A 21,832-nucleotide genomic window follows, 5' to 3' on the forward strand; every position below is an offset into this window, starting at 1 on the left:
GATCCATACCTTTGCGGTGTCGGTCAAGGGATGGCAATACCCGTGCGTTAATCCGCCGTAAATCCTCGAATCCGATCCTCGGCCGCCGGGGGGCGGCGCGGCTCAGCCCAGGAAGCCCCGCAGCAGCGCCGCCGTGCCCCCGCAGTGCTCGCGCATGATCTCCCGCGCGCACTCGGCGTTGCCCTCGATCACCGCCTCCACCAGGGCGGTGTGCTGGCGCTGGGAGTGCTCCAGATTGCGGACGAGGAGCGGGATGCAGTCGAGCAGGTCGTTGACGGTCGCACGGACGGCCGCGTACTGGGCGGTGAGCGTGGGGGAGCCGGACAGCTCGGCGAGCGTCAGATGCAGCAGCGTGTCCAGGCGGCGGTACTCGGCGAGCGGGGCGTCGTGCGTGCGGGCCAGGGCCTCGCGGAGCCGGTCGGCCTGTTCGTCGTCCAGTCCGTGCGCCGCGCACAGTCCGGCCGCGCCCACCTCCAGCACCTCGCGGAAGCGCAGCGTGTCCTCGACGTCGACGTCCTTCAGGCGGCGGCGCAGTTCCTCCTCGCCCGGGGTCACCGGGCGCGGCAGCACGAAGGTGCCGCCGTAGCGGCCGCGCCGCGACTCCACCAGGCCCTGGTCCTGGAGGACCTTCAGCACCTCGCGCAGCGTCACCCGGCTGATCCCCAACCGGTCCGCCAGCTCGCGCTCCGCCGGCAGCCGCTCGCCGCCCGGCACCAGGCCCAGCCGGACCACCTGGAGGATCTGCTCCAGCGCCTCCTCGAAGCCGTTGCCGGCCCGCACCGGACGCAGCACCGACGTCAGCCGGTCGTCGGCCCCGGGCGTCCCGTGCTCCGTGCCCGCCTGCGACATGTGGTCGGACCCCCTTCCCAATCAATGGTCCTGGGCAATACCTTATGGCTCCCGGCTGACCGAAGTGGCCCAAGGAGGCTCTCCCGTGGCAGACCGCACACCCCCGCTGAGCGTCGAGGAGCTGCATGCCCTCGTCGCCGGCGGTGAGATCGACACTGTCGTCCTGGCCTTCCCCGATATGCAAGGGCGACTCCAGGGCAAGCGGTTCGCCGCCCGCTTCTTCCTCGACGAGGTCCTCCACCACGGCACCGAGGGCTGCAACTACCTCCTTGCCGTGGACACCGAGATGAACACCGTCGACGGCTACGCCATGTCCTCCTGGGACCGCGGCTACGGCGACTTCGCCATGCACCCCGACCTGGCCACGCTCCGCCGCGTCCCCTGGAACGCCGGTACGGCCATGCTGATCGCCGACCTCGCCTGGAACGACGGCTCGCCCGTGGTCGCCGCGCCCCGCCAGATCCTGCGCCGCCAGCTGGAGCGCCTCGCCGAGCTCGGGTACACGGCCAACGTCGGCACCGAGCTGGAGTTCATCGTCTTCAAGGACACCTACGAGCAGGCCTGGGACGCGAACTACCGGGGCCTCACCCCGGCCAACCAGTACAACATCGACTACTCGGTGCTGGGGACCGGCCGTATCGAGCCCCTGCTGCGCCGCATCCGCAACGAAATGGCGGGCGCCGGGCTCACCGTCGAGTCCGCCAAGGGCGAGTGCAACCCCGGCCAGCACGAGATCGCCTTCAAGTACGACGACGCCCTGGTCACCTGCGACCAGCACGCCATCTACAAGACCGGCGCCAAGGAGATCGCCGCCCAGGAGGGCGTCTCGATCACCTTCATGGCCAAGTACAACGAACGCGAGGGCAACTCCTGCCACATCCATCTCTCGCTCGCGGACGCCGCCGGCAACAACGCGATGGCCGGGGACGGCGAGGGCGGGATGTCCGACGTCATGCGGCACTTCCTCGCCGGCCAGCTCGCCGCCCTGCGTGACTTCTCCCTCCTCTACGCCCCCAACATCAACTCCTACAAGCGGTTCCAGCCGGGCTCCTTCGCCCCGACCGCCGTCGCCTGGGGCTACGACAACCGCACCTGCGCCCTGCGCGTCGTCGGCCACGGCCGCTCCCTGCGCTTCGAGAACCGGCTCCCCGGCGGCGACGTCAACCCGCACCTCGCCGTCGCCGGTCTGGTCGCGGCCGGCCTCTACGGCATCGAGCAGAAGCTGGAGCTGCCCGAGCCCTGCCCCGGCAACGCCTACGCCGCCGACTTCGAACACGTCCCCACGACCCTGCGCGAGGCCGCCGAACTCTGGGAGAACAGCCCGATCGCCAAGGCCGCCTTCGGCGACGAGGTCGTCGCCCACTACCGCAACATGGCGCGCGTCGAGCTGGACGCCTTCGACGCCGCGGTGACCGACTGGGAGCTGCGCCGCTCCTTCGAACGCATGTGAGGCCCTTCTTGTCCGACCAGCTCCAGGTACTCAATCCGGCCACCGAAGAGGTCGTCGCCACCGTCCCGGCCGCCAGCGCGGCCGACGTGGACGCGGCGGTCGTACGGGCGACGCGGGCCCAGGCCCGGTGGGCCGCCCTCGCACCCGGCGAACGCGCCCGGCTGCTGCGCCGATTCGCGGTCACGGTGGACGAACACCTCGAAGAACTCGCCCGGTTGGAGGTCCGCGAGGCCGGGCACACCGTCGGCAACGCCCGCTGGGAAGCGGGCAACGTCCGCGACCTGCTCGACTACGCGGCCGGGGGAGTGGAGCGGCTGACCGGCCGTCAGATCCCGGTCCCCGGCGGCCTGAACGTCACCATCCTCGAACCGCTCGGCGTCGTCGGCGTCATCGCCCCGTGGAACTTCCCGATGCCGATCGCCGCCTGGGGGACGGCCCCGGCGCTCGCGGCAGGCAACGCGGTCATCCTCAAGCCCGCGGAGACGACCCCGCTGACGGCTCTGCGGCTGGCGGAGCTGGCGTTGGAGGCGGGCCTTCCGGAGGGCCTGTTCCAGGTGCTCCCCGGTCATGGCCCCGTCACCGGCGACGCCCTCGTCGAGCACCCCGGCGTGGCGAAGATCGTCTTCACCGGGTCAACGGCCGTGGGCAAACAGGTGTTGGCGAAGGGATCGACGCTCCTCAAGCGCGTCACCCTCGAACTCGGCGGCAAGAGCCCCAACATCGTCTTCGCCGACGCCGACCTCGAGGCCGCCGCGGCCGCCGCCCCCATGTCCTTCCTCGACAACTCCGGCCAGGACTGCTGCGCCCGCACCCGGATCCTCGTCCAGCGCTCCGCCTACGACCGCTTCCTGGACCTCCTCGCCCCCGCGATCGAGGCGGTGACGGTCGGCGACCCGGCCGACGAGAACACCGACATGGGCCCACTGATCTCCAAGGTCCAGCTGGACCGGGTCCGTTCGTACGTCACCGACGACCTCGACGGCATCCGCGGCAAGGCCCCCGAGGGCCCCGGCTTCTGGTTCCCGCCCACCGTCCTCACCGGCGTCGACCCGCACGCGCGCGTGGCCGTCGAGGAGGTCTTCGGCCCCGTCGCCGTAGTCCTCCCCTTCGAGGACGAGACGGAGGCGATCCAGCTCGCCAACGCCACCGACTACGGCCTCTCCGGCTCCATCTGGACCCGGGACGTCGGCCGCGCCCTGCGCGTCTCGCAGGCCGTCCGCGCGGGCAACCTGTCCGTCAACTCCCACTCCAGCGTCCGCTACTGGACCCCCTTCGGCGGCTTCAAGCAGTCCGGCATCGGCCGTGAGCTGGGCCCGGACGCCCTGACCGCCTTCACCGAAACCAAGAACGTCTTCATCAGCACGGAAGGCCCCGCACAGTGACCTCTTCCACCGAGGAAAACATCTGCCGCCGACTGGTCGGCCGCACCGCCGTCGTCACCGGCGCCGGCAGCGGCATCGGCCTCGCCACCGCCCGCCGCCTCGCCTCCGAGGGCGCCCGCGTCGTCTGCGGCGACGTCGACGAGCAGCGCGGCAAGGCCGCCGCCGAGGAGGTCGGCGGGATCTTCGTCAAGGTCGACGTCACCGACCCCGAGCAGGTCGAGGCGCTGTTCAAGACGGCGTACGACACCTACGGCAGCGTCGACATCGCCTTCAACAACGCCGGCATCTCACCGCCCGACGACGACTCCATCCTGGAGACCGGCCTGGATGCCTGGAAGCGCGTCCAGGAGGTCAACCTGACCTCCGTCTACCTGTGCTGCAAGGCGGCCATCCCCTACATGCGGCAGCAGGGCAAGGGCTCCATCATCAACACGGCGTCCTTCGTGGCGAGGATGGGCGCCGCGACGTCCCAGATCTCGTACACGGCCTCCAAGGGAGGTGTCCTCGCCATGTCCCGCGAACTGGGTGTGCAGTTCGCCCGCGACGGCATCCGGGTCAACGCCCTGTGCCCCGGACCGGTCAACACCCCGCTCCTCCAGGAGCTGTTCGCCAAGGACCCCGAGCGTGCCGCGCGCCGCCTGGTCCACATTCCGGTCGGCCGCTTCGCCGAGGCCGAGGAGATCGCCGCCGCCGTCGCCTTCCTGGCCAGCGACGACTCCTCCTTCGTGAACGCCACCGACTTCCTGGTCGACGGCGGAATCTCGGGGGCGTACGTCACGCCGCTGTAGGCGGCCCTGGGCTGACAGACGGATCTCGCCCCCGCCGCCCCTGCCCGTCCCATCCTCCAGGGGCGCTGCCCCTTCGACCCCGGTCCCTGGGGGCTGCGCCCCCAGACCCCCGCTTCGGCCCTGAAGGGGCCTCGTCCTCAAACGCCGGAGGGGCTGAGATTGCCGGGACCGGCGTCGAGAGGGGGCCCGCCCTGTGGGCCTTTCGAGTCCAGCCTCTTGAGAGACCGAGTCGGGTGGTGGGTGGGCAAAGGCCCGGGGGTCCAGGGGGCGGAGCCCCCTGGCGGGGTGGAAGGGGCAGCGCCCCTTCAAGGATGGGACGGGTAGGGGCGGCGGGGGCGAGGAAACCAGCCCGGCACCAAGGGCATCCGGCCCCTCGACGACCCGGACCGAGTCACAGGAACGTGTGGCCCTCGCCCCGATACGTCGGCACCGTCGCCGTCACCGAGTCCCCCTCCACAAGCTGCAACGCATCGAACCGCTCGCACAGCTCACCGGCCTTGGCATGCCGGAACCACACCTTGTCGCCGATCAGCAGATCGTCCGCGGGCGAGCCGAGCAGCGGCGTCTGCACCTCGCCGGGCCCCTCCTGAGGGTCGTACCGCAACCCCTCCGGCAGATACGGCACCGGCAGCCGGTCCCGCCCCGCCGCCCCCGAGGCCGGATACCCGCCCCCGAGGACGGTCACCACCCCGACCCCCGGCCGGCGCACGACCGGCTGGGCGAACAGCGCGGCCGGACGCCCGTTGAAGGACGTGTAGTTGTCGAACAGCCGCGGGACGTACAGCCCCGACCCGGCCCCGATCTCGGTGACACAGTCCTCCGCGGCGGTGTACTGCACACTGCCGGTCCCGCCGCCGTTGACGAACTCGAGCCCCGGTGCGACGGCCCGCACGGCCCGCACCACCTCGGCCCGCCGCTCGGCGAGTTCCCGGCGCGCGGCGGCCTGCATCAGCCGCACGGCACGCGACCGCAGCGGCCGCCCCGCCACCGCGTCCCCGACACCGGCGATGTGCCCCTCGTACGCCATGATCCCGACGACCTCGAACCCCGGCCGCCGGGCGACGGCACGGGCCATGTCGGCGACCTGCGCGGGGGAGTGCAGCGGCGAACGCCTGGCGCCGACGCGCACGCGCCCGCCGAGCAGCTTCAGCGAGGTGTCCAACTCCAGGCAGACCCGCACCACTTCCCGGCCCCCGCCCCTGGACTCGTCGATGAACCGGAGCTGCGCCGGGTCGTCGACCATCACGGTGACGGCGGAGGCGAGCTTCGGATCACCGGTCAGCTCGGCGAACCGGGCGCGGTCGGCGGACGGATAGGCGAGCAGGATGTCGTCGAACCCGGAGCGCGCCAGCCACAGGGACTCGGCCAGCGTGAAGGACATGATCCCCGCGAACCCCTCCTTCGCGAGCACCCGCTCCAGCAGGGCACGGCAGCGTACGGACTTGCTGGCGACGCGGATCGGCTTCCCGCCGGCGCGGCGGACCAGGTCGTCCGCGTTGGCGTCGAAGGCGTCCAGGTCCACGATCGCGAGAGGGGCGTCGAGATGGGCGGTGGCCCGGTCGTAACGGGCCCGGTCGGCGGCGCGCGCAGTCATGAACGAAGCCTGCCATGCAGGATTACCGCAGGGTAGGGGGATGTTCCGGGCAGATGCACACGGGGTCGTGGACTGGTTCCCGTTCGCCCAGGAGCAACCCGTAGAGTGACGCGCACGCATGTGTGGAACGCCCACGGCCGGTCGGCCGTCCGGGATGACGCGCCACCCGTGCGGGTATGCGTGCCTGGTCGGACGAGTCCGCGCCGGGCAGGCAGACGGCACACGGAGCGACGGCCCGCGCAGGAGATCGGGCCCGGACATGAGGAAACGGGGGGTGCATGAGCACGGAAGCGCGCCGCGCCCCCATTCCCCCGCGTCCCACCACACCCCCGCCGCCTGCCGTCCCGCCCCGCCCGACGACCCCGCCGAGACCCGCGGAGCCGCCGACGGCCGGCGACATGCAAGGTGAGCAGACGGACGGCCCGGGTGCGCAGCCCCGGCGGGTGACCGGCGAGGGTTCGCGAACGGAGGGATCGGTGCCTGGCGGTGTCGGCGGTGCGCAGGGCTCGGTGCCGGAAGGGTCGGGACGTCGTGGGCCGGGTGCGATGCCGGAAGGCTCGGAGCGTCGTGGGCCGGGTATCACGCCCGACGGATCCGCACGCGGCGGGCCGGCCCCGATGCCGGAAGCGTCGGTGCGCGGCGGTGTCGGCGTGAGGCCGGACTCGGCCGGTGCCGCGACCGGGCGCGGCGCAGCCGGCGCGACGCCGGAAGCCGCGGGCTCCGATCGCCCCATGTCCGGCGCCTCTGTGAGCAGGCCCGGAGCCTCTGATACGTCCGGTACGTCGCCCCGCGTCCCCGACCGGCGAGTTCCGGCCCCCGGAGACGCCGCGTCCATGTCCCCGCCCCCGCCCCGGGCCTCGGCGCGTTTCCCGGACGCACCGCCGTCGGCCGGGCGTACGGAACCCGGCGGATCGTTGCGCCAGGAGGGCGCCGGGCAGGCCGCTCCGGGCGGCATACCGCCCCGCCCGGCCGAGCGGCCCTCACCGTCACGTCGTACGGGCGCCCCCGCCGAGACGGCCGCTGAGACCACCTTCCGGCTCCGGCCGATCGCCGCGGACCGGTCACCCGAGGCCGACAACCGCCAGTCCTCCGCGCGAGCTGCCGCCGGTGTGCCCCCTCAGCAGGGCAGCGGGCCTGCGCGAGGTTCCAGGGGCGCGTCCCCTCAGCATGGCGGTGGGCCCGGGCGGGCTTCCACTGGCGCGCATGTTCAGCATGGCGGTGGGCCTGCGCAAGGCTCCACCGGCGCACCTCCGCAGCCGGGCAGTGGGCACGCCGGTTCCGTCGGCGCACCTCCGCAGTCGGGTACTAGGCACGCAGGTTCCGCCGGCGTACCTCCGCAGTCGGGCAGCGGGACCGCAGGTTCCGGCGCCATGCCTCCGAAGCCGGCCCCCCACCCGGGCTCCGCCCCCGCCGCACCCGCCGAGTCCGCTCGCCGCGCCGCCTCCGTACCGCCGCCCGCGCGGCCCGGCGTATCGATGCCGCTCCCTCCCGCGCGGGAGTCGTCGGCCGGGCACGGGTCGGCAGGCAGCGGCTATGCGGCCCCTGCCCCCGCAGGACCCGCCCACGCCACGGGGCAGTCCCCGAACGGCCACGGCTCCGCCTCGTTCGCCCCGGACCCGTCCCTGTCCTGGAGCGCCCCCATGGCGCCGGGCGCGGCGCCGGGCGCCGGGCGGCCCGTCGTGTCGTTCGGTGAGCCCGAGGGGTACGACGAGCAGGCGCGCCCGCGTCCCCTCGGGGTGCGGATCCGGCCCCGGGTCGCGGTGGCCGCCGCCTGTGTCGTGCTCGGACTCGGCCTCATCGGTGGTGCCGTGACCGGGAGTTGGCTGGTCGGGGAGCCCGGCGACGGCGGTGCGCGGGACACCTTCGCCGCAGCCGGCACACTGTGGCACAGCGTCCCTGTCGACCGGCTGTTCCCACCCACGGTGATCGGAAGGGGCGCGGGACCCGGCGGGGCCGACCGCACCTGGACGCGGGTCGCCGTCGCCCCGGACAGCGGCTGCGCAAACGCCTTCGACCCGCTCCTGCGCAAGGCCCTCGCACCCGTCGGCTGTGAGCGCCTGCTGCGTGCCACCTACATCGACGCCACCCAGAGCTACGTCACCACCGTCGGCCTCCTCTTCACCAAGGCCGACGCGGCCGCCATGCGCGCGCTCGACAGCCGGTTCGCCAAGGAGGGCCTGGACCGCCGCACCGACCTGATGCCCCGCCCCTACGCCGCCAAGGGCACCCTGGCTACCGGGTTCGGCGACGAACAGCGGGCCTCCTGGACCGTCTCCGTCCTCACCGACGCCCCCGTCGTCGTCTACGCCGTCTCCGGCTGGGCCGACGACCGCACCGTCGACGAGCCCGAGCCCGCCGAGGAGGCCATGCAGTCCGGCACCACCACGGACATCGCCCAGGCCGGCCTCGGCCACGAGGCCCAGGGCCTCGCCGACCGCGTCGAACGCGCCCTGCGCAAGAACGTCGGCCCGTCCACGGAGCAGTCGTCATGATCGTGACCCGACGCACCGGCCCCCTCGCCGTCCTCCTCGGCGCGAGCCTCGCCCTCCTGCCGCCCACCGTCGCGCACGCCGACTCGATACGTGCCCGCCAGTGGGCCCTGGACGCCATGCACACCCAGGAGGCCTGGCAGACGACCAAGGGCAAGGGCGTCACCGTCGCCGTCCTCGACACCGGTGTCGAGGACGACCACCCCGACCTGGCCGGCAACGTCCTCGAGGGCAAGGACATGGTCGGCTTCGGCGCCGAGCGCGGCGACCGTGCCTGGGCCCGGCACGGCACCGCGATGGCCGGCATCATCGCCGGCCACGGGCACGGCGCCGGCAACGGCGACGGTGTCATGGGCATCGCCCCCGAGGCCAAGATCCTCCCCGTCCGCGTCATCCTCGAGGACGGCGACCCGGCCCGCGCCAAGGCCCGCAGCACCCGCGGCAACGCCCTCGCCGAAGGCATCCGCTGGGCCGCCGACCACGGCGCCGACGTCATCAACCTCTCCCTCGGCGACGACTCCAAGTCCGCCCACCCCGAGGCCGGCGAGGACGAGGCCGTCCAGTACGCCCTGAAGAAGGGCGCCGTCGTCGTCGCCTCCGCAGGCAACGGCGGCGAGAAGGGCGACCACATCTCCTACCCGGCCGCCTACCCGGGCGTCATCGCCGCGACCGCCGTCGACCGCTACGGCACCCGCGCCTCCTTCTCCACCCGCCGCTGGTACGCCACGGTCAGCGCCCCCGGCGTCGACGTCGTCATCGCCGATCCCGACCACAAGTACTACGAGGGCTGGGGCACGAGCGCCGCGGCCGCCTTCGTCTCCGGAGCGGTGGCCCTGATCAAGGCCGCCCACCCCGGCCTGACCCCGGCCCAGATCAAGAAGCTACTGGAGGACACGGCCCGCGACGCCCCCTCCGACGGCCGCGACGACTCCCGCGGCTACGGCTTCATCGACCCGGCCGCCGCCATCAAGAAGGCCGCGACCATCAAGCCGAAGGACCTGCAGGCGGCGGCGTACGGCGGGAAGTACTTCGGCGCGGGCCCCGACGCGGCCGAGTCCGAGGACGACGCGACGAGCTGGACGGCCTGGCTCGCGGGCGGCGCCGGCGGCGTCCTGCTGGTCTCGGCGGTCGTGGTGTTGCGCGGCCGCCGCGCACGCCACGACTTCTAGGCGTACACGGGGAAGGACGCCTGGAAGGCCAGTCGGTGGTCGGCTCCGTCGCCGATGCGGCCGAGGAACTCGTCGAGGGCCAGGTACTCCTCCCAGCGCTGTCTGCCCGTGTCCTGCACCAGCCGCGCGATGACGAGGTCTTCGAGTTCCGGGACGCGCTTGTTCTTCCAGACCTTGTCAGCCGTGCTCACCAGCAGGTCCTCGAGTGCCACCGCGGGATCCGCCCATGCGCCGTGCGTGCCGGCGAAGCGGGCCAGCTCCGGCCCGAACCCGTGAGCCAGCAGCAGTTCCCTCCCCGCCTCTTCGTGAGCGGAGCCGGGCCCGGACAACTCGGGGATGTGCACCGTCTTGCCGATGTCATGAGTCGCCGCTCCGAACAGGACGGCCTGGCGGTCGACACCGAGACCGGGGCAGCGACGCTCCACCCAGTCGACCAGTTGGACCGCCACATCGTGGACGGCACGCAAATGGGCCGCCAGCCGCGGCGGGGCGTCGAGGGAGCGAAGAAGATCGGCCACCGGCGGTGGGAGCGGCCGCAGGGGCGGATCGACCGGGTCGAACAGGGCTCGCGACAGGAGATCTGACGGTGGCATCGGGTCAGGTTACGACGATGCCGTGGCGGACACCGGCGCGGAGGCGGACGCAGTGGCGCCCTCTGCGGCGAACACCGAAACCGCCGCCACCGCCGCCGCCTCGACCAGCGAAATCCCCTTCGTCTGCGTCGCGTTGCCGTTCGACAGGGCGGCCACCAGGTAGTCGTGGCCGTCGACCGTCACCCGGCCGATGCTGTTGACGTCCCACAACCCGGTCGCCGTACGCGGCAGCCAGCCGTTCTTCAGCGCCCACGCGGACCCGTCGGCCGCCGCCGACACCCCCCACTGCTGACCCACGGCGATCTGCCCCATCAGCCCGCGCAGATACGTCCGCGAGGCCTCGCTCAGCTCCGAGTCCTCCCCGAACACCTGCCCCAGCAGCCTGAGTTGATCGGCGGCCGTGGTCTGCGTCAGCCCCCACAGCATCCCGTCGCCGCCCTCGGTCCGCGTCAGCCCGAAGCGCTCGTTCGCGGCATCGAGGCCCTCCGCCTTTCCGATCACCCGCCACAGCTCCGACGCGGAGGCGTTGTCGCTGTTCTCGATCATCGCGGTAGCGTACGACTTCTCCGCCGCCGTCAGCCGCCGCCCCTCGTCCTGCGCCTGCAGCAGCAGCGCCGCCAGGATGTCGACCTTCACGATGCTCGCCGTGTCGAAGCTGCCGTCCCCGTACGAGGCGCTCTCTTTGGAGCCCAGGTCCAGCACCGCCACCGACACCTCGACACCGTCCGGGACGTCCACCGACTCCATGGCCGCCGCCAGCAGCTCGTCACGGTCCACCACCGGCTGCGCCACAGCGTCCACCGAAACCTCCTCACTCGCCGAGGCCGAGGACGAGGGTGAAGATGAGGCCGTCGGCGACGCCGCCGACGATACGGCCCTTCCCCCGGAGTGCGCCTGCGCCTTCACGTACACGGTCCCCGCCGCCGTACCGCCGAGGACGGCGACGGTGGCGAGGGCGCCGTACAACAGAGGGCGGCGTCTGGAGGGACGAGCGCGGCGACTGCGACGGGCTCTGGAAGACTCCATGCCCGCGATCGTGGGGCCGGCGACTGTGCGTGCCGTTAGACGGGCGTTAGATGTGCGTCAGGGAAATCTGAGATTCCTGTGAACCGCGTCACGGGCAGGTTTCCGGGCCCGCACAAGCGCAGCAGCATCCCCCCGATAGGGTCGGTGACCGTGGCGAACAAGAACATTCCCGACTCTCCCTTCTCCGACGACGACGGCTCCGCCGACCCCCGGCTGAGCACCGCGCTCGCCGCCTGGGCCGAGGACCGCACCGCCGAGGCGCCCGTCCTGGAGGCGCTCAGGGACGCCCGGCTGCTCGTCCCCGTCGTGGCCGTGCTCGGTGAGGTCGAGGAGGACGAGAACGGGCTGCGCCGCGAGAAGACCAGCGACATGGCCGTACCGACCCTGAAGGCCGGCGACCGCACCGCCCTGCCCGCCTTCACCTCCACCGAGTCCCTGACCCGCTGGGACCCGGCGGCCCGCCCCGTCGCCGTACCCCTGCACCAGGCCCTGCAGGCCGCGGCGCACGAGAAGGCGGACACGATCGTGCTGGACATGGCCGGTCCGGTGCCGTACGAGCTGACGGGGCGCGCCCTGCTCGCGCTCGCCGAGGGCCGTACGACGACCGACCCGCTCGCCGACCCGGCCGTCGTGGCGGCCGTACGCGATGCCGTCGCCGCCGAGCCCGCCGTCCTGCGCGCCCACCTCGGGCCCGGGCAGGCCGACGGCACCCTCGCCCTCGTACTGGACGAGTCCGCCGTACCCGGGCAGGCCGCCCGTGCGGTCGCCGAGCGGCTCGCGGCCGACGAAACACTGAGGGCCCGCCTGGTGCGCGGCCTCGACCTGGCACTGCTGCCGGCCGGGGTGACGCCACCGGGCGAGCCCCTGTACGTACGAGGGTGATCTAGCCGTAGATCGGGCCGGTGTACTTCTCGCCCGGCCCCTGACCCGGCTCGTCCGGGACGATCGACGCCTCGCGGAAGGCCAGCTGCAGCGACTTCAGGCCGTCGCGCAGCGGCGCCGCGTGGAACGAGCTGATCTCGGTCGCGCTCGCGTCCAGCAGACCGGCGAGGGCGTGCACCAGCTTGCGGGCCTCGTCCAGGTCCTTGTACTTGTCGCCCTCCTCGGTCAGACCGAGCTTCACGGCGGCGGCGCTCATCAGGTTGACGGCGACCGTCACGATCACCTCGACGGCGGGGACCTCGGCGATGTCGCGGGTCATCTCGTCGAAGTCGGGGGCCGTGGGGGACTCAGCAGACTCAGCAGGGGTGTCACTCATGCTCCACACGATAGGCCCAGGTGTACGAGGATTCGCACCACCCCCGGGTTGCTGCTAACCTTGTGTAATGACCGGCTGGACACGCATGTGTCGAGCCCACAAGTGGAGGCTCCGATCTCCCACCTGACCGTCCTCCGGGACGGCGGGTCACCCGGTCAGGCGCCCCCATCGTTCCGTACGGACGATGGAGTCGCCCGAAATCGCGCCCCGCGGTCATCGCGGCGGTGCTCCGGTAGTGTTTTGGAGCCCCGCCTGTGATCGTCCGGGGCATTTTTTGTGCTTCGGCGCGGTTAGGTCTTACGAAAGAAGACATACGCGGCTGTCCGCCAGACCGCCGTGTGGTGCTAACCGAGGAGGATCCATCAGCGCCGAGCCCCGCATCAACGACCGGATTCGCGTTCCCGAGGTGCGACTTGTCGGTCCCAGTGGCGAGCAGGTGGGCATCGTCCCGCTGGCCAAGGCACTGGAGCTTGCGCAGGAGTACGACCTGGACCTGGTCGAGGTCGCGGCGAACGCCCGTCCGCCCGTGTGCAAGCTCATGGACTACGGGAAGTTCAAGTACGAGTCGGCCATGAAGGCCCGTGAGGCGCGCAAGAACCAGGCGCACACGGTCATCAAGGAGATGAAGCTCCGGCCGAAGATCGACCCGCACGACTATGACACCAAGAAGGGTCACGTCGTCCGGTTCCTCAAGCAGGGCGACAAGGTCAAGATCACGATCATGTTCCGTGGTCGCGAGCAGTCCCGTCCCGAACTGGGCTACCGACTGCTGCAGCGTCTCGCGGAGGACGTCCAGGACCTCGGTTTCGTCGAGTCGAACCCGAAGCAGGACGGCCGGAACATGATCATGGTTCTCGGGCCGCACAAGAAGAAGACCGAGGCGATGGCCGAGGCCCGCCAGGCGCAGGAGGCCCGCAAGGCCGAAGCGAAGGCCAACCCCGGCAAGTCGCAGAACGCCGCGGACGCGGACGCTGTGAACGCCGAGGCCCCTGCCGAGGCTTCCGTCGAGGCGTGATCCCGGGGGACGCAAGTCCCCAGGACGTAACCGATACAAGAGCGACGCTCCATCGTGCCCGGTTTTCCCGACCGGGCACCGGAGCGCCATCTACGAGGAGAGAACGGCGCTATGCCGAAGAACAAGTCGCACAGCGGTGCCAGCAAGCGCTTCAAGGTCACCGGCTCCGGCAAGGTGCTCCGTGAGCGCGCCGGCAAGCGCCACCTGCTCGAGCACAAGTCGTCCCGCGTGACGCGTCGCCTGACCGGCAACGCCGAAATGGCCCCGGGCGACGCCGCGAAGATCAAGAAGCTTCTCGGCAAGTGACGTACGCGGCGCTTTGCCTGAGCGCCGTACGTCTGGACCGGGACCCAATCGATTCCGGGCCGTGTGAGTCCAACCGCGGCCCCGCTACAAGGAGTTAAAAAGTGGCACGCGTCAAGCGGGCAGTGAACGCCCACAAGAAGCGCCGGGCGATCCTCGAGCAGGCCTCCGGCTACCGCGGTCAGCGTTCGCGCCTGTACCGCAAGGCCAAGGAGCAGGTCACCCACTCGCTGGTCTACAACTACAACGACCGCAAGAAGCGCAAGGGTGACTTCCGCCAGCTGTGGATCCAGCGCATCAACGCCGCTGCCCGCGCCAACGGCATCACGTACAACCGCTTCATCCAGGGTCTGAAGGCCGCGAACGTCGAGGTCGACCGCAAGATCCTGGCCGAGCTGGCCGTCAACGACGCCAACGCGTTCGCCGCGCTGGTCGAGGTCGCCCAGAAGGCGCTGCCGAGCGACGTCAACGCGCCGAAGGCCGCGTGACGCTGCGCTCGGCCTGAGCCGACGTGACGGAACGGACCCGTGGGTTTTGCCTGCGGGTCCGTTGTTGTTGGTAGTGGAAAGTGGCTATCGAAAGTGAAGAGCATGCCCCCGGCCAGCCCTGAGCTGATCTCCCCCCGTTCCCCTCGCGTCTCCGCCGCCCGGCGGCTCGCCAAGCGGAACTTCCGGGGCAAGGAGCGGCTGTTTCTCGCGGAGGGGCCGCAGGCCGTGCGGGAGGCGGCGGCGTACGGGGACACGCTGGTCGAGCTGTTCGCCACGGTCGAGGCCGCGGAGCGGTACGCCGACATCATCGGTGAGGCCCGGGACGCCGGAGCCCGGCTCCACCTGGCCTCCGAGCAGGTCATCGCCGATATCTCGACCACCGTCACCCCGCAGGGGCTCGTCGGTGTCTGCCGGTTCGTCGACACCCCCTTCGAGGAGATCCTCGCCGCCCGGCCCAAGCTCGTCGCCGTCCTCGCGCATGTGCGGGACCCAGGGAACGCCGGGACCGTGCTGCGGTGCGCCGATGCCGCCGGGGCCGAGGCCGTCGTACTGACCGACGCGTCCGTGGATCTCTACAACCCCAAGGCCGTACGGGCCTCCGTGGGCTCCCTGTTCCACCTCCCCGTCGCTGTGGGAGTTCCCGTCGAGCGCGCCGTGGCGGGGCTGAAGGACGTCGGGGTGCGGATCCTGGCCGCCGACGGGGCGGGGACGGACGATCTCGACGACGAGCTCGACAAGGGCACCATGGGCGGGCCGACCGCCTGGGTGTTCGGGAACGAGGCCTGGGGGCTTCCGGAGGAGACGCGCGCGCTGGCCGATGCCGTCGTGCGCGTGCCGATCCACGGCAAGGCCGAGAGCCTGAACCTCGCCACCGCCGCCGCCGTATGTCTCTACGCGTCCGCCCGTGCACAGCGCGCCCCCAGTGGGTGCCGCTCCGTCACCGAGAGCTAGTAGGGTGACCAGCTCGGGGGCCCCTCAGCCGTCGTGAGAGGTGGGGTACGGGGATGAGTGTCGGCACGAGCAGCGCACCGGGGGCACGGGAGGTGCGGCGGCCGTCCGCGTCCCGGCCGCCAGGTGAGTCCGCGGAGCTCGGAATCGATCCCGACGACCTGCCCGACGGCCTCGTCGTCGCCGATGAGCACGGGCACGTCATCTGCTTCAACGCCGCCGCCGAGCGCATCACCGCCGTCGCCGCCGACGACGCCCTCGGGCAGCGGCTGGAGAAGGCCCTGCCGTTAGAGGACCTGGAGGGGCGGCGCTGGTGGCAGCTGACCGATCCCTACGGGGGGCTGGCCATCAGGCGCAGGCAGCCCGAGCGCAATCTCCTCCTGCCCGGCGGGCGTGAGGTGCTCGTCTCCGTGCGGTACGTCCGTACCGAGCCCACCGGGCCGGTGAGCCGCGTCGTCGTCTCCCTGCGCGACACCGAGGCCCGCCGCCGCACCGAGCGCTCGCACGCCGAGCTGATCGCGACCGTGGCCCATGAGCTGCGGTCGCCGCTCACCTCCGTCAAGGGCTTCACCGCCACCCTCCTCGCCAAGTGGGCGAGGTTCACCGACGACCAGAAGCGGCTGATGCTGGAGACCGTCGACGCCGACGCCGACCGCGTCACCCGCCTCATCGCCGAGCTGCTCGACATCTCGCGGATCGACAGCGGGAGGCTGGAGGTGCGGCGCCAGCCCGTCGACATCGGCGCGGCCGTGGGGCGGCACATCCAGGCGTACGTCGCCGCGGGGCAGCCCGCCGACCGGTTCCTGCTGCGCATCGAGCAGCCGCTGCCCGCCCTGTGGGCCGACCCCGACAAGATCGACCAGGTGCTCAGCAACCTCATCGAAAATGCCGTGCGGCACGGCGACGGAACGGTCACCATTGACATCACGGCCACGGCGTCCCCGCGCGAAGACGAGGACACCGGCACGTCGGTCACCGTGAGCGACGAGGGGCCCGGCATCCCGGAGGAGTCCATGAACCGCGTCTTCACCCGCTTCTGGCGGGGCAGCAAGCGCGGCGGCACGGGCCTCGGGCTCTACATCGTCAAGGGCATCGTCGAGGCACACGGCGGCGCCATCGAGGTCGGCCGCGCCCCCGGCGGCGGCGCGCAGTTCCGATTTACGTTGCCCGTGGCGGCACCCGCGTATCTCACCTGAGATCCGGACCGAGCCCCACGGGCGCATTCGCTTACCTCAACCCCGTTAGACTCGGCCTTTGGCACCTTTGTGTCCCAATAACCGTGACGAGATGTCCACGAGTCGGTACGGGGCCATCCGCCAGCCAATCGGAAGCACGGGAAGAGATGTCGGCACCGAATAAGTCGTACGACCCTGTCGAGGTCGAGGCACTGAAACCAGAAGAGATCGAGCGCATGCGGGACGAGGCGCTCGCCGCCTTCGCCGCCGCGGACTCCCTCGACGCGCTCCAGGAGGCCAAGGTCGCCCACACCGGCGGCACCTCCCCGCTGGCCCTCGCCAACCGCGAGATCGGCGCCCTGCCCCCGCACGCCAAGGCCGAGGCCGGCAAGCGCGTCGGCCAGGCCCGCGGCGCCGTCAACAAGGCACTCGCCGCCCGCCAGGCCGAGCTGGAGGCCGAGCGCGACCAGCGGGTGCTGGTCGAGGAGTCCGTGGACGTCACCCTGCCGTACGACCGCGTACCGGCCGGCGCCCGCCACCCGCTCACCACCCTGTCCGAGCGCATCGAGGACGTCTTCGTGGCCATGGGCTACGAGGTCGCCGAGGGCCCGCAGGTCGAGGCCGAGTGGTTCAACTTCGACGCCCTCAACATCGGCCCGGACCACCCGGCCCGCGGTGAGGCGGACACCTTCTTCGTCGAGGGCCCGGACGGCTCCGGTGACTCCGGCGTCGTGCTGCGCACCCACACCTCGCCCGTGCAGATCCGCTCCCTGCTCGACCGCGAGCTGCCGGTGTACGTGATCTGTCCCGGCCGCGTGTACCGCACCGACGAGCTGGACGCCACGCACACCCCGGTCTTCCACCAGGTCGAGCTGCTCGCGGTCGACGAGGGCCTGACCATGGCCGACCTCAAGGGCACCCTGGACCACATGGTCCAGTCCCTGTTCGGCGAGGGCATGAAGACCCGGCTGCGGCCGAACTTCTTCCCGTTCACCGAGCCGTCCGCCGAGATGGACATGGTGTGCTACGTCTGCCGCGGCGAGTCCGTCGGCAACCCCGACCGGCCCTGCCGTACCTGCTCCTCCGAAGGCTGGATCGAGCTCGGCGGCTGCGGCATGGTCAACCCGCGGGTGCTCACCGCCTGCGGCGTCGACCCGGAGAAGTACAGCGGCTTCGCCTTCGGGTTCGGCATCGAGCGGATGCTGATGTTCCGCCACAACGTCGAGGACATGCGAGACATGGTCGAGGGTGACGTCCGGTTCACCCGGCCGTTCGGGATGGAGATCTGATGCGGGTCCCGCTTTCTTGGCTGCGGGAGTACGTCGACCTGCCGGCGACGGAGACCGGCCGCGACGTCCAGGCCAAGCTCATTTCCGCAGGTCTGGAGGTCGAGACCGTCGAGCAGCTCGGCGCCGACCTCAAGGGCCCGCTCGTGGTCGGCCAGGTGCTGACCATTGAGGAGCTGACGGAGTTCAAGAAGCCGATCCGCTTCTGCACCGTCGACGTCGGCACCGCCAACGGCACCGGCGAGCCCCAGGAGCTCATCTGCGGCGCCCGCAACTTCCAGGTCGGCGACAAGGTCGTCGTGGTCCTCCCGGGCGCCGTGCTGCCCGGCGGCTTCGAGATCGCCGCGCGCAAGACCTACGGCCGTGTCTCGCACGGCATGATCTGCTCCACCAGCGAGCTGGGCATGGGCGACGACGGCACCCACGGCATCATCGTGCTGCCGCCGGAGACCGAGGTCGGCAAGGACGCCATCGAGCTGCTGGAGCTGGTCGACGAGGTCCTGGACATCGCCGTCACCGCCAACCGCGGTGACTGCCTGTCCATCCGCGGCGTCGCCCGCGAGACCGCCATCGCCTACGGCATCCCGCTGCGCGACCCGGCGCTCCTCGACGTGCCCGCCCCGAACGCCTTCGGCTACCCGGTGCAGGTCTCGGACCCGATCGGTTGCGACCGCTTCACCGCGCGCACCGTCACCGGTCTGAGCCCCGAGGCCCGCTCGCCAATCTGGCTGCAGCGCCGGCTGCAGAAGGTCGGCATGCGCCCGATCTCGCTCGCCGTGGACGTCACGAACTACGTGATGATGGAGCTGGGCCAGCCGCTGCACGCCTACGACCGCTCCCTGGTCCAGGGCACGATCGGGGTCCGCCGGGCCGCCGAGGGCGAGAAGATCGTCACCCTCGACGGCGTCGAGCGCAAGCTGCACGCCGAGGACCTGGTCATCACCGACGAGCGCGGCCCGATCGGCCTCGCGGGCGTCATGGGCGGCGCCAACACGGAGATCGCCGACCACGACGACCTCGAGAACGCGACGACCGACGTCGTGATCGAGGCCGCCCACTTCGACCAGGTCGCGATCGCCCGTACGGCCCGCCGCCACAAGCTCTCGTCGGAGGCGTCCCGCCGCTTCGAGCGCGGCGTCGACCCGGCGGCGGCAGCCGCGGCGGCCCAGCGCACGGTCGACCTGCTCGTACTGCTCGCGGGCGGCACGGCGGAGGGCGGTGTCACCGAGGTCGTCACGCCCTCCGGACCGCACACCATCACCACCCCCGCCGACCACCCGGACAAGGTCGCGGGCGTCGTGTACGGCCGCGAGACCGTCGTACGGCGTCTGCAGGAGATCGGCTGCGACGTGTACGGGCAGGACGAGCTGATCGTCACCGTGCCGTCCTGGCGGCCCGACCTGCTGGAGCCGAACGACCTGGCCGAAGAGGTCATCCGCCTGGAGGGCTACGAGAACCTGCCCTCCACGCTGCCCAAGCCGCCGTCCGGCCGTGGTCTGACCCACCGCCAGCGACTGCACCGCCGGGTCGGCCGCGCGCTCGCCGGAGCGGGCTATGTCGAGGCGCCGAACTACCCCTTCGTCAGCGAGCAGGTCTTCGACCAGCTCGGCCTGGCCGCCGACGACCCGGCCCGCCGCGTCGTCAAGCTGGTCAACCCGCTCAACGACGAGGAGCCCGCGCTGCGTACGTCGCTGCTGCCGGGTCTGCTCGGTGCGCTGCGGCGCAATGACGGCCGCGGTTCGCACGATCTGGCGCTGTTCGAGACGGGCCTGGTCTTCCAGCCGCGTGACGAGCGGCGCGTCGCCGGGCACCTGCCCGTCGACCGGCGTCCCACCGACGAGGAGATCGCGGGCCTGAACGCCGTGCTCCCCGAGCAGCCGCGGCACGTCGCCGTCGTTCTCGCCGGTGCCCGTGAGCAGGCCGGCTGGTGGGGCAAGGGTCGTCCGGCCGACTACGCCGACGCGATCGAGGCCGCGCGGCTCGTGGCCCGCGAGGCCGGGGCCGAGCTGAGCGTGCGGGCCGGGCAGTACGGGCCGTGGCACCCGGGTCGGTGCGCCGAGCTGGCGATCACCGTCAACGGCGCCGAGCGGGTCATCGGGCACGCCGGTGAGCTGCACCCGAGGGTGCTCAAGGCGCTGGGGCTGCCCGGGCGCACCTGTGCGATGGAGCTGGACCTGGACGCGCTGGAGCAGGTCGGCGACGGTACGCCGCAGGCGCCGAGCATCTCTACGTTCCCCGTTGCCACGCAGGATGTCGCCCTCGTGGTGGACAAGCCGGTGCCGGCCGCGGAGGTCGAGGCCGCGCTGCGTGAGGGGGCGGGTGAACTCCTTGAGGCGATCCGGCTGTTCGACGTGTACGTCAATGACGAGCAGCTGGGTGACGGGAAGAAGTCGCTGGCGTATGCGTTGCGCTTCCGCGCGGGTGACCGGACGCTGACCGTGGATGAGGCTTCGGCGGCTCGGGATGCGGCGGTTGCCCTCGCGGGCGAGCGGACGGGAGCGGTTCTCCGGGGTTAGTGCGCCTAAGGAGTGGGGGACTGCGGTTGTCCGGCGGGTGCGGCTGAGCCGTGGCTGGTCGCGCAGTTCCCCGCGCCCCTTGTGGGGGGCAACCCCCACACCCCCATCGGGCGTTGTGGTCACCTCACTCAATAGGGTGACTTCTCTGGGTGATCTGGTACTTCCGGGTCATCTCTCGACAGAATCGGACCGGCCTTTCGAGGTCGGTCCGATCTGCGTTGTCAGGGCCTATTGGGGGGCCAACGGCATGTTCCGCATCAAGGCCCGGGTTCCCCGGAAGGCGCTGGGGATGGGGCTGCCCACCGCCTGGGGTGCGATGGCGATCACGTACAAGTTGACCTGCCCGCTGGCTCAGCAGGACAGCCTCGGCGCGCGGCTCGTCACCGGCGCCGTGTTCTTCGCCGTGGGGACCGGTCTGATTCTGCACGTCCGGCACGCCCTGCTGCGTGAGCTCCGGCAGGTCCGCAAGGTCGCCGGCGCCGCGCAGAGTGCACTGCTGCGGCCGCTCCCCGCGCGCATCGACGGGCTGAACGTCGCCGCCGCCCAGCTCTCCGCGGATCGCAGCGCCTGTGTCGGCGGTGACCTGTACGAGGTCATCGCCACCGAGCACGGCGTACGGGCGGTGATGGGCGACGTCCGCGGCCATGGCATCGCCGCCCTCGGCACCGTCGCCGCGGTCCTCGGCAGCTTCCGCGAGGCCGTCCACGACGAACCCGACCTCGGCCGGGTGCTGCGCAGACTGGACCGCGCCCTGGCCCGGCACCTGCGCGAACGGGCCCGCGACGAGCACCCGTCCGCGGGCCGGGAGCCGGACACCCCGGTCGCCGAGGAGTTCGTCACCGTCCTGCTGCTGGAGATCGGCAGGGACGGCGAGATCATCGCCCTCAACTGCGGCCATCCCTGGCCGTACTTGCTGAGCGGCACCGGCGTCGAACCCCTGGCCCGAGCCGATCCCCTCCCACCCCTCGGCCCGTTCCCCCTCCCGACCGACCTGACTCCGTTGCCCTGCGGCTCCCTGCTGCCCGGCGACTCCCTGGTCCTGTACACGGACGGTGTCGAGGACGCGAGGGACACGAGAGGCCGGTTCTTTCCCCTGCAGGCGGCGCTCATCGGCGCCGTACGAAACGACCCGATCACCCCTCAGACGATCCTGCGCACCCTCTTCACGGCACTCATCCGCCACACAAGGGGAAGGCAGGCGGACGACATAGCGCTACTGGTCCTACGGAACGATCGAACCAGGCTCCAGTGCAGCCAACCTTCAGGGGCGCGGGGAACTGCGCGACCAGCCACGATCAACCCGCAGCCGACAAACCACCTTTAGCGCAACGGCGATCAGTCGCCCGGCCAAGCCAGCGCGGCGAGGCGTCGCCATCCGCCCAGCCACGGAGTGTCGGGCAGGCAGCTGGGCGGACGGCGCGGATGCGGGCCGCCGCACTGTACGAGGGGGAGCCGGCGGCCCGGCCGGCCTCTTGCGAGGCATTTCAGTCAACCGGCTGGAAA

General features: G+C 71.7%; 18 protein-coding genes and 1 pseudogene. 14 read left to right on the forward strand and 5 right to left on the reverse strand.

Annotation, left to right across the window (positions count from 1 at the left end; all coding sequences use genetic code 11):
• Nucleotides 1–102 precede the first annotated feature (102 nt).
• Nucleotides 103–849, reverse strand: coding sequence for a FadR/GntR family transcriptional regulator (locus ACZ7L6_RS36380; RefSeq protein ID WP_471931552.1), 747 nt, complete (start codon nucleotides 847–849; stop codon nucleotides 103–105).
• An 85-nt stretch (nucleotides 850–934) separates the two neighbouring features.
• Here ACZ7L6_RS36380 and ACZ7L6_RS36385 point away from each other — a divergent pair, with 85 nt between their 5' ends.
• The 3 genes from ACZ7L6_RS36385 to ACZ7L6_RS36395 are packed head-to-tail and all read left to right on the forward strand — an operon-like array spanning nucleotide 935 to nucleotide 4,469.
• Nucleotides 935–2,299 (forward strand): glutamine synthetase family protein, encoded by a 1,365-nt coding sequence (locus tag ACZ7L6_RS36385; protein WP_471931554.1) that lies wholly within the window; start codon nucleotides 935–937, stop codon nucleotides 2,297–2,299.
• Between the two features lie 8 nt (nucleotides 2,300–2,307).
• Nucleotides 2,308–3,681: an aldehyde dehydrogenase family protein gene (locus ACZ7L6_RS36390; protein WP_471931556.1), complete on the forward strand. Its 1,374-nt coding sequence runs from the start codon at nucleotides 2,308–2,310 to the stop codon at nucleotides 3,679–3,681.
• Nucleotides 3,678–4,469, forward strand: a complete 792-nt coding sequence (locus ACZ7L6_RS36395; RefSeq protein ID WP_471931558.1) for a 3-oxoacyl-ACP reductase — start codon at nucleotides 3,678–3,680, stop codon at nucleotides 4,467–4,469. Before ACZ7L6_RS36390 ends, ACZ7L6_RS36395 begins: the two co-directional genes overlap by 4 nt.
• A 391-nt stretch (nucleotides 4,470–4,860) precedes the next feature.
• Here ACZ7L6_RS36395 and ACZ7L6_RS36400 read toward each other — a convergent pair whose 3' ends face one another.
• Nucleotides 4,861–6,063 carry an amino acid deaminase/aldolase gene (locus ACZ7L6_RS36400; protein WP_471931560.1) on the reverse strand — a complete coding sequence of 401 codons (1,203 nt, stop codon included), beginning with the start codon at nucleotides 6,061–6,063 and terminating at the stop codon, nucleotides 4,861–4,863.
• A 1,679-nt stretch (nucleotides 6,064–7,742) separates the two neighbouring features.
• Between ACZ7L6_RS36400 and ACZ7L6_RS36405 the strand changes: the two genes are divergently transcribed.
• The gene (locus ACZ7L6_RS36405; RefSeq protein ID WP_471931744.1) at nucleotides 7,743–8,555 is read left to right on the forward strand and encodes a hypothetical protein; all 813 of its coding nucleotides are present in this window, start codon (nucleotides 7,743–7,745) and stop codon (nucleotides 8,553–8,555) included.
• Nucleotides 8,552–9,721, forward strand: coding sequence for a type VII secretion-associated serine protease mycosin (gene mycP, locus ACZ7L6_RS36410; RefSeq protein WP_471931562.1), 1,170 nt, complete (start codon nucleotides 8,552–8,554; stop codon nucleotides 9,719–9,721). The genes ACZ7L6_RS36405 and mycP overlap by 4 nt, the downstream gene beginning before the upstream one ends.
• On the opposite strand, the gene ACZ7L6_RS36415 is transcribed toward mycP, so the two are convergent.
• Together ACZ7L6_RS36415 and ACZ7L6_RS36420 are read right to left on the reverse strand one after the other, a co-directional pair.
• On the reverse strand, nucleotides 9,718–10,314 hold the full coding sequence (locus tag ACZ7L6_RS36415; RefSeq protein ID WP_471931564.1) for an HD domain-containing protein: 597 nt from the start codon (nucleotides 10,312–10,314) through the stop codon (nucleotides 9,718–9,720). The two genes, mycP and ACZ7L6_RS36415, sit on opposite strands and share 4 nt — an antisense overlap.
• A 9-nt stretch (nucleotides 10,315–10,323) precedes the next feature.
• Nucleotides 10,324–11,340: a serine hydrolase gene (locus tag ACZ7L6_RS36420; RefSeq protein WP_471931566.1), complete on the reverse strand. Its 1,017-nt coding sequence runs from the start codon at nucleotides 11,338–11,340 to the stop codon at nucleotides 10,324–10,326.
• Between the two features lie 150 nt (nucleotides 11,341–11,490).
• Here ACZ7L6_RS36420 and ACZ7L6_RS36425 point away from each other — a divergent pair, with 150 nt between their 5' ends.
• Nucleotides 11,491–12,222 carry an SseB family protein gene (locus ACZ7L6_RS36425; protein WP_471931568.1) on the forward strand — a complete coding sequence of 244 codons (732 nt, stop codon included), beginning with the start codon at nucleotides 11,491–11,493 and terminating at the stop codon, nucleotides 12,220–12,222.
• A 1-nt stretch (nucleotide 12,223) separates the two neighbouring features.
• On the opposite strand, the gene ACZ7L6_RS36430 is transcribed toward ACZ7L6_RS36425, so the two are convergent.
• The gene (locus ACZ7L6_RS36430; protein WP_471931570.1) at nucleotides 12,224–12,598 is read right to left on the reverse strand and encodes a DUF1844 domain-containing protein; all 375 of its coding nucleotides are present in this window, start codon (nucleotides 12,596–12,598) and stop codon (nucleotides 12,224–12,226) included.
• A 336-nt stretch (nucleotides 12,599–12,934) separates the two neighbouring features.
• Here ACZ7L6_RS36430 and infC point away from each other — a divergent pair.
• The 8 genes and pseudogenes from infC (at nucleotide 12,935) to ACZ7L6_RS36470 (ending at nucleotide 21,653) form a co-directional block, all read left to right on the forward strand.
• Nucleotides 12,935–13,613 (forward strand): annotated as a pseudogene (gene infC, locus ACZ7L6_RS36435) (translation initiation factor IF-3).
• A 111-nt stretch (nucleotides 13,614–13,724) separates the two neighbouring features.
• Entirely contained in the window at nucleotides 13,725–13,919 is a 195-nt protein-coding gene (gene rpmI, locus ACZ7L6_RS36440; RefSeq protein ID WP_004933563.1) for a 50S ribosomal protein L35, read from the forward strand.
• Between the two features lie 101 nt (nucleotides 13,920–14,020).
• On the forward strand, nucleotides 14,021–14,404 hold the full coding sequence (rplT, locus tag ACZ7L6_RS36445; RefSeq protein ID WP_006141703.1) for a 50S ribosomal protein L20: 384 nt from the start codon (nucleotides 14,021–14,023) through the stop codon (nucleotides 14,402–14,404).
• 102 nt (nucleotides 14,405–14,506) lie between these two features.
• A complete protein-coding gene (locus tag ACZ7L6_RS36450) occupies nucleotides 14,507–15,355 on the forward strand; it encodes a TrmH family RNA methyltransferase (RefSeq protein WP_471931573.1) in 849 nt (282 codons plus the stop codon).
• 53 nt (nucleotides 15,356–15,408) lie between these two features.
• Nucleotides 15,409–16,548: a sensor histidine kinase gene (locus ACZ7L6_RS36455; protein WP_471931575.1), complete on the forward strand. Its 1,140-nt coding sequence runs from the start codon at nucleotides 15,409–15,411 to the stop codon at nucleotides 16,546–16,548.
• Nucleotides 16,549–16,694: 146 nt separating this feature from the next.
• Nucleotides 16,695–17,816, forward strand: coding sequence for a phenylalanine--tRNA ligase subunit alpha (pheS, locus tag ACZ7L6_RS36460; protein ID WP_471931577.1), 1,122 nt, complete (start codon nucleotides 16,695–16,697; stop codon nucleotides 17,814–17,816).
• Nucleotides 17,816–20,329, forward strand: coding sequence for a phenylalanine--tRNA ligase subunit beta (gene pheT / locus ACZ7L6_RS36465; protein WP_471931579.1), 2,514 nt, complete (start codon nucleotides 17,816–17,818; stop codon nucleotides 20,327–20,329). The genes pheS and pheT overlap by 1 nt, the downstream gene beginning before the upstream one ends.
• Before the next feature lie 247 nt (nucleotides 20,330–20,576).
• Complete coding sequence (locus ACZ7L6_RS36470; protein WP_471931581.1) at nucleotides 20,577–21,653, forward strand: PP2C family protein-serine/threonine phosphatase; 1,077 nt, start codon at nucleotides 20,577–20,579, stop codon at nucleotides 21,651–21,653.
• Nucleotides 21,654–21,832 lie beyond the last annotated feature (179 nt).

The organism is Streptomyces sp. NPDC107522, assembly GCF_055657525.1.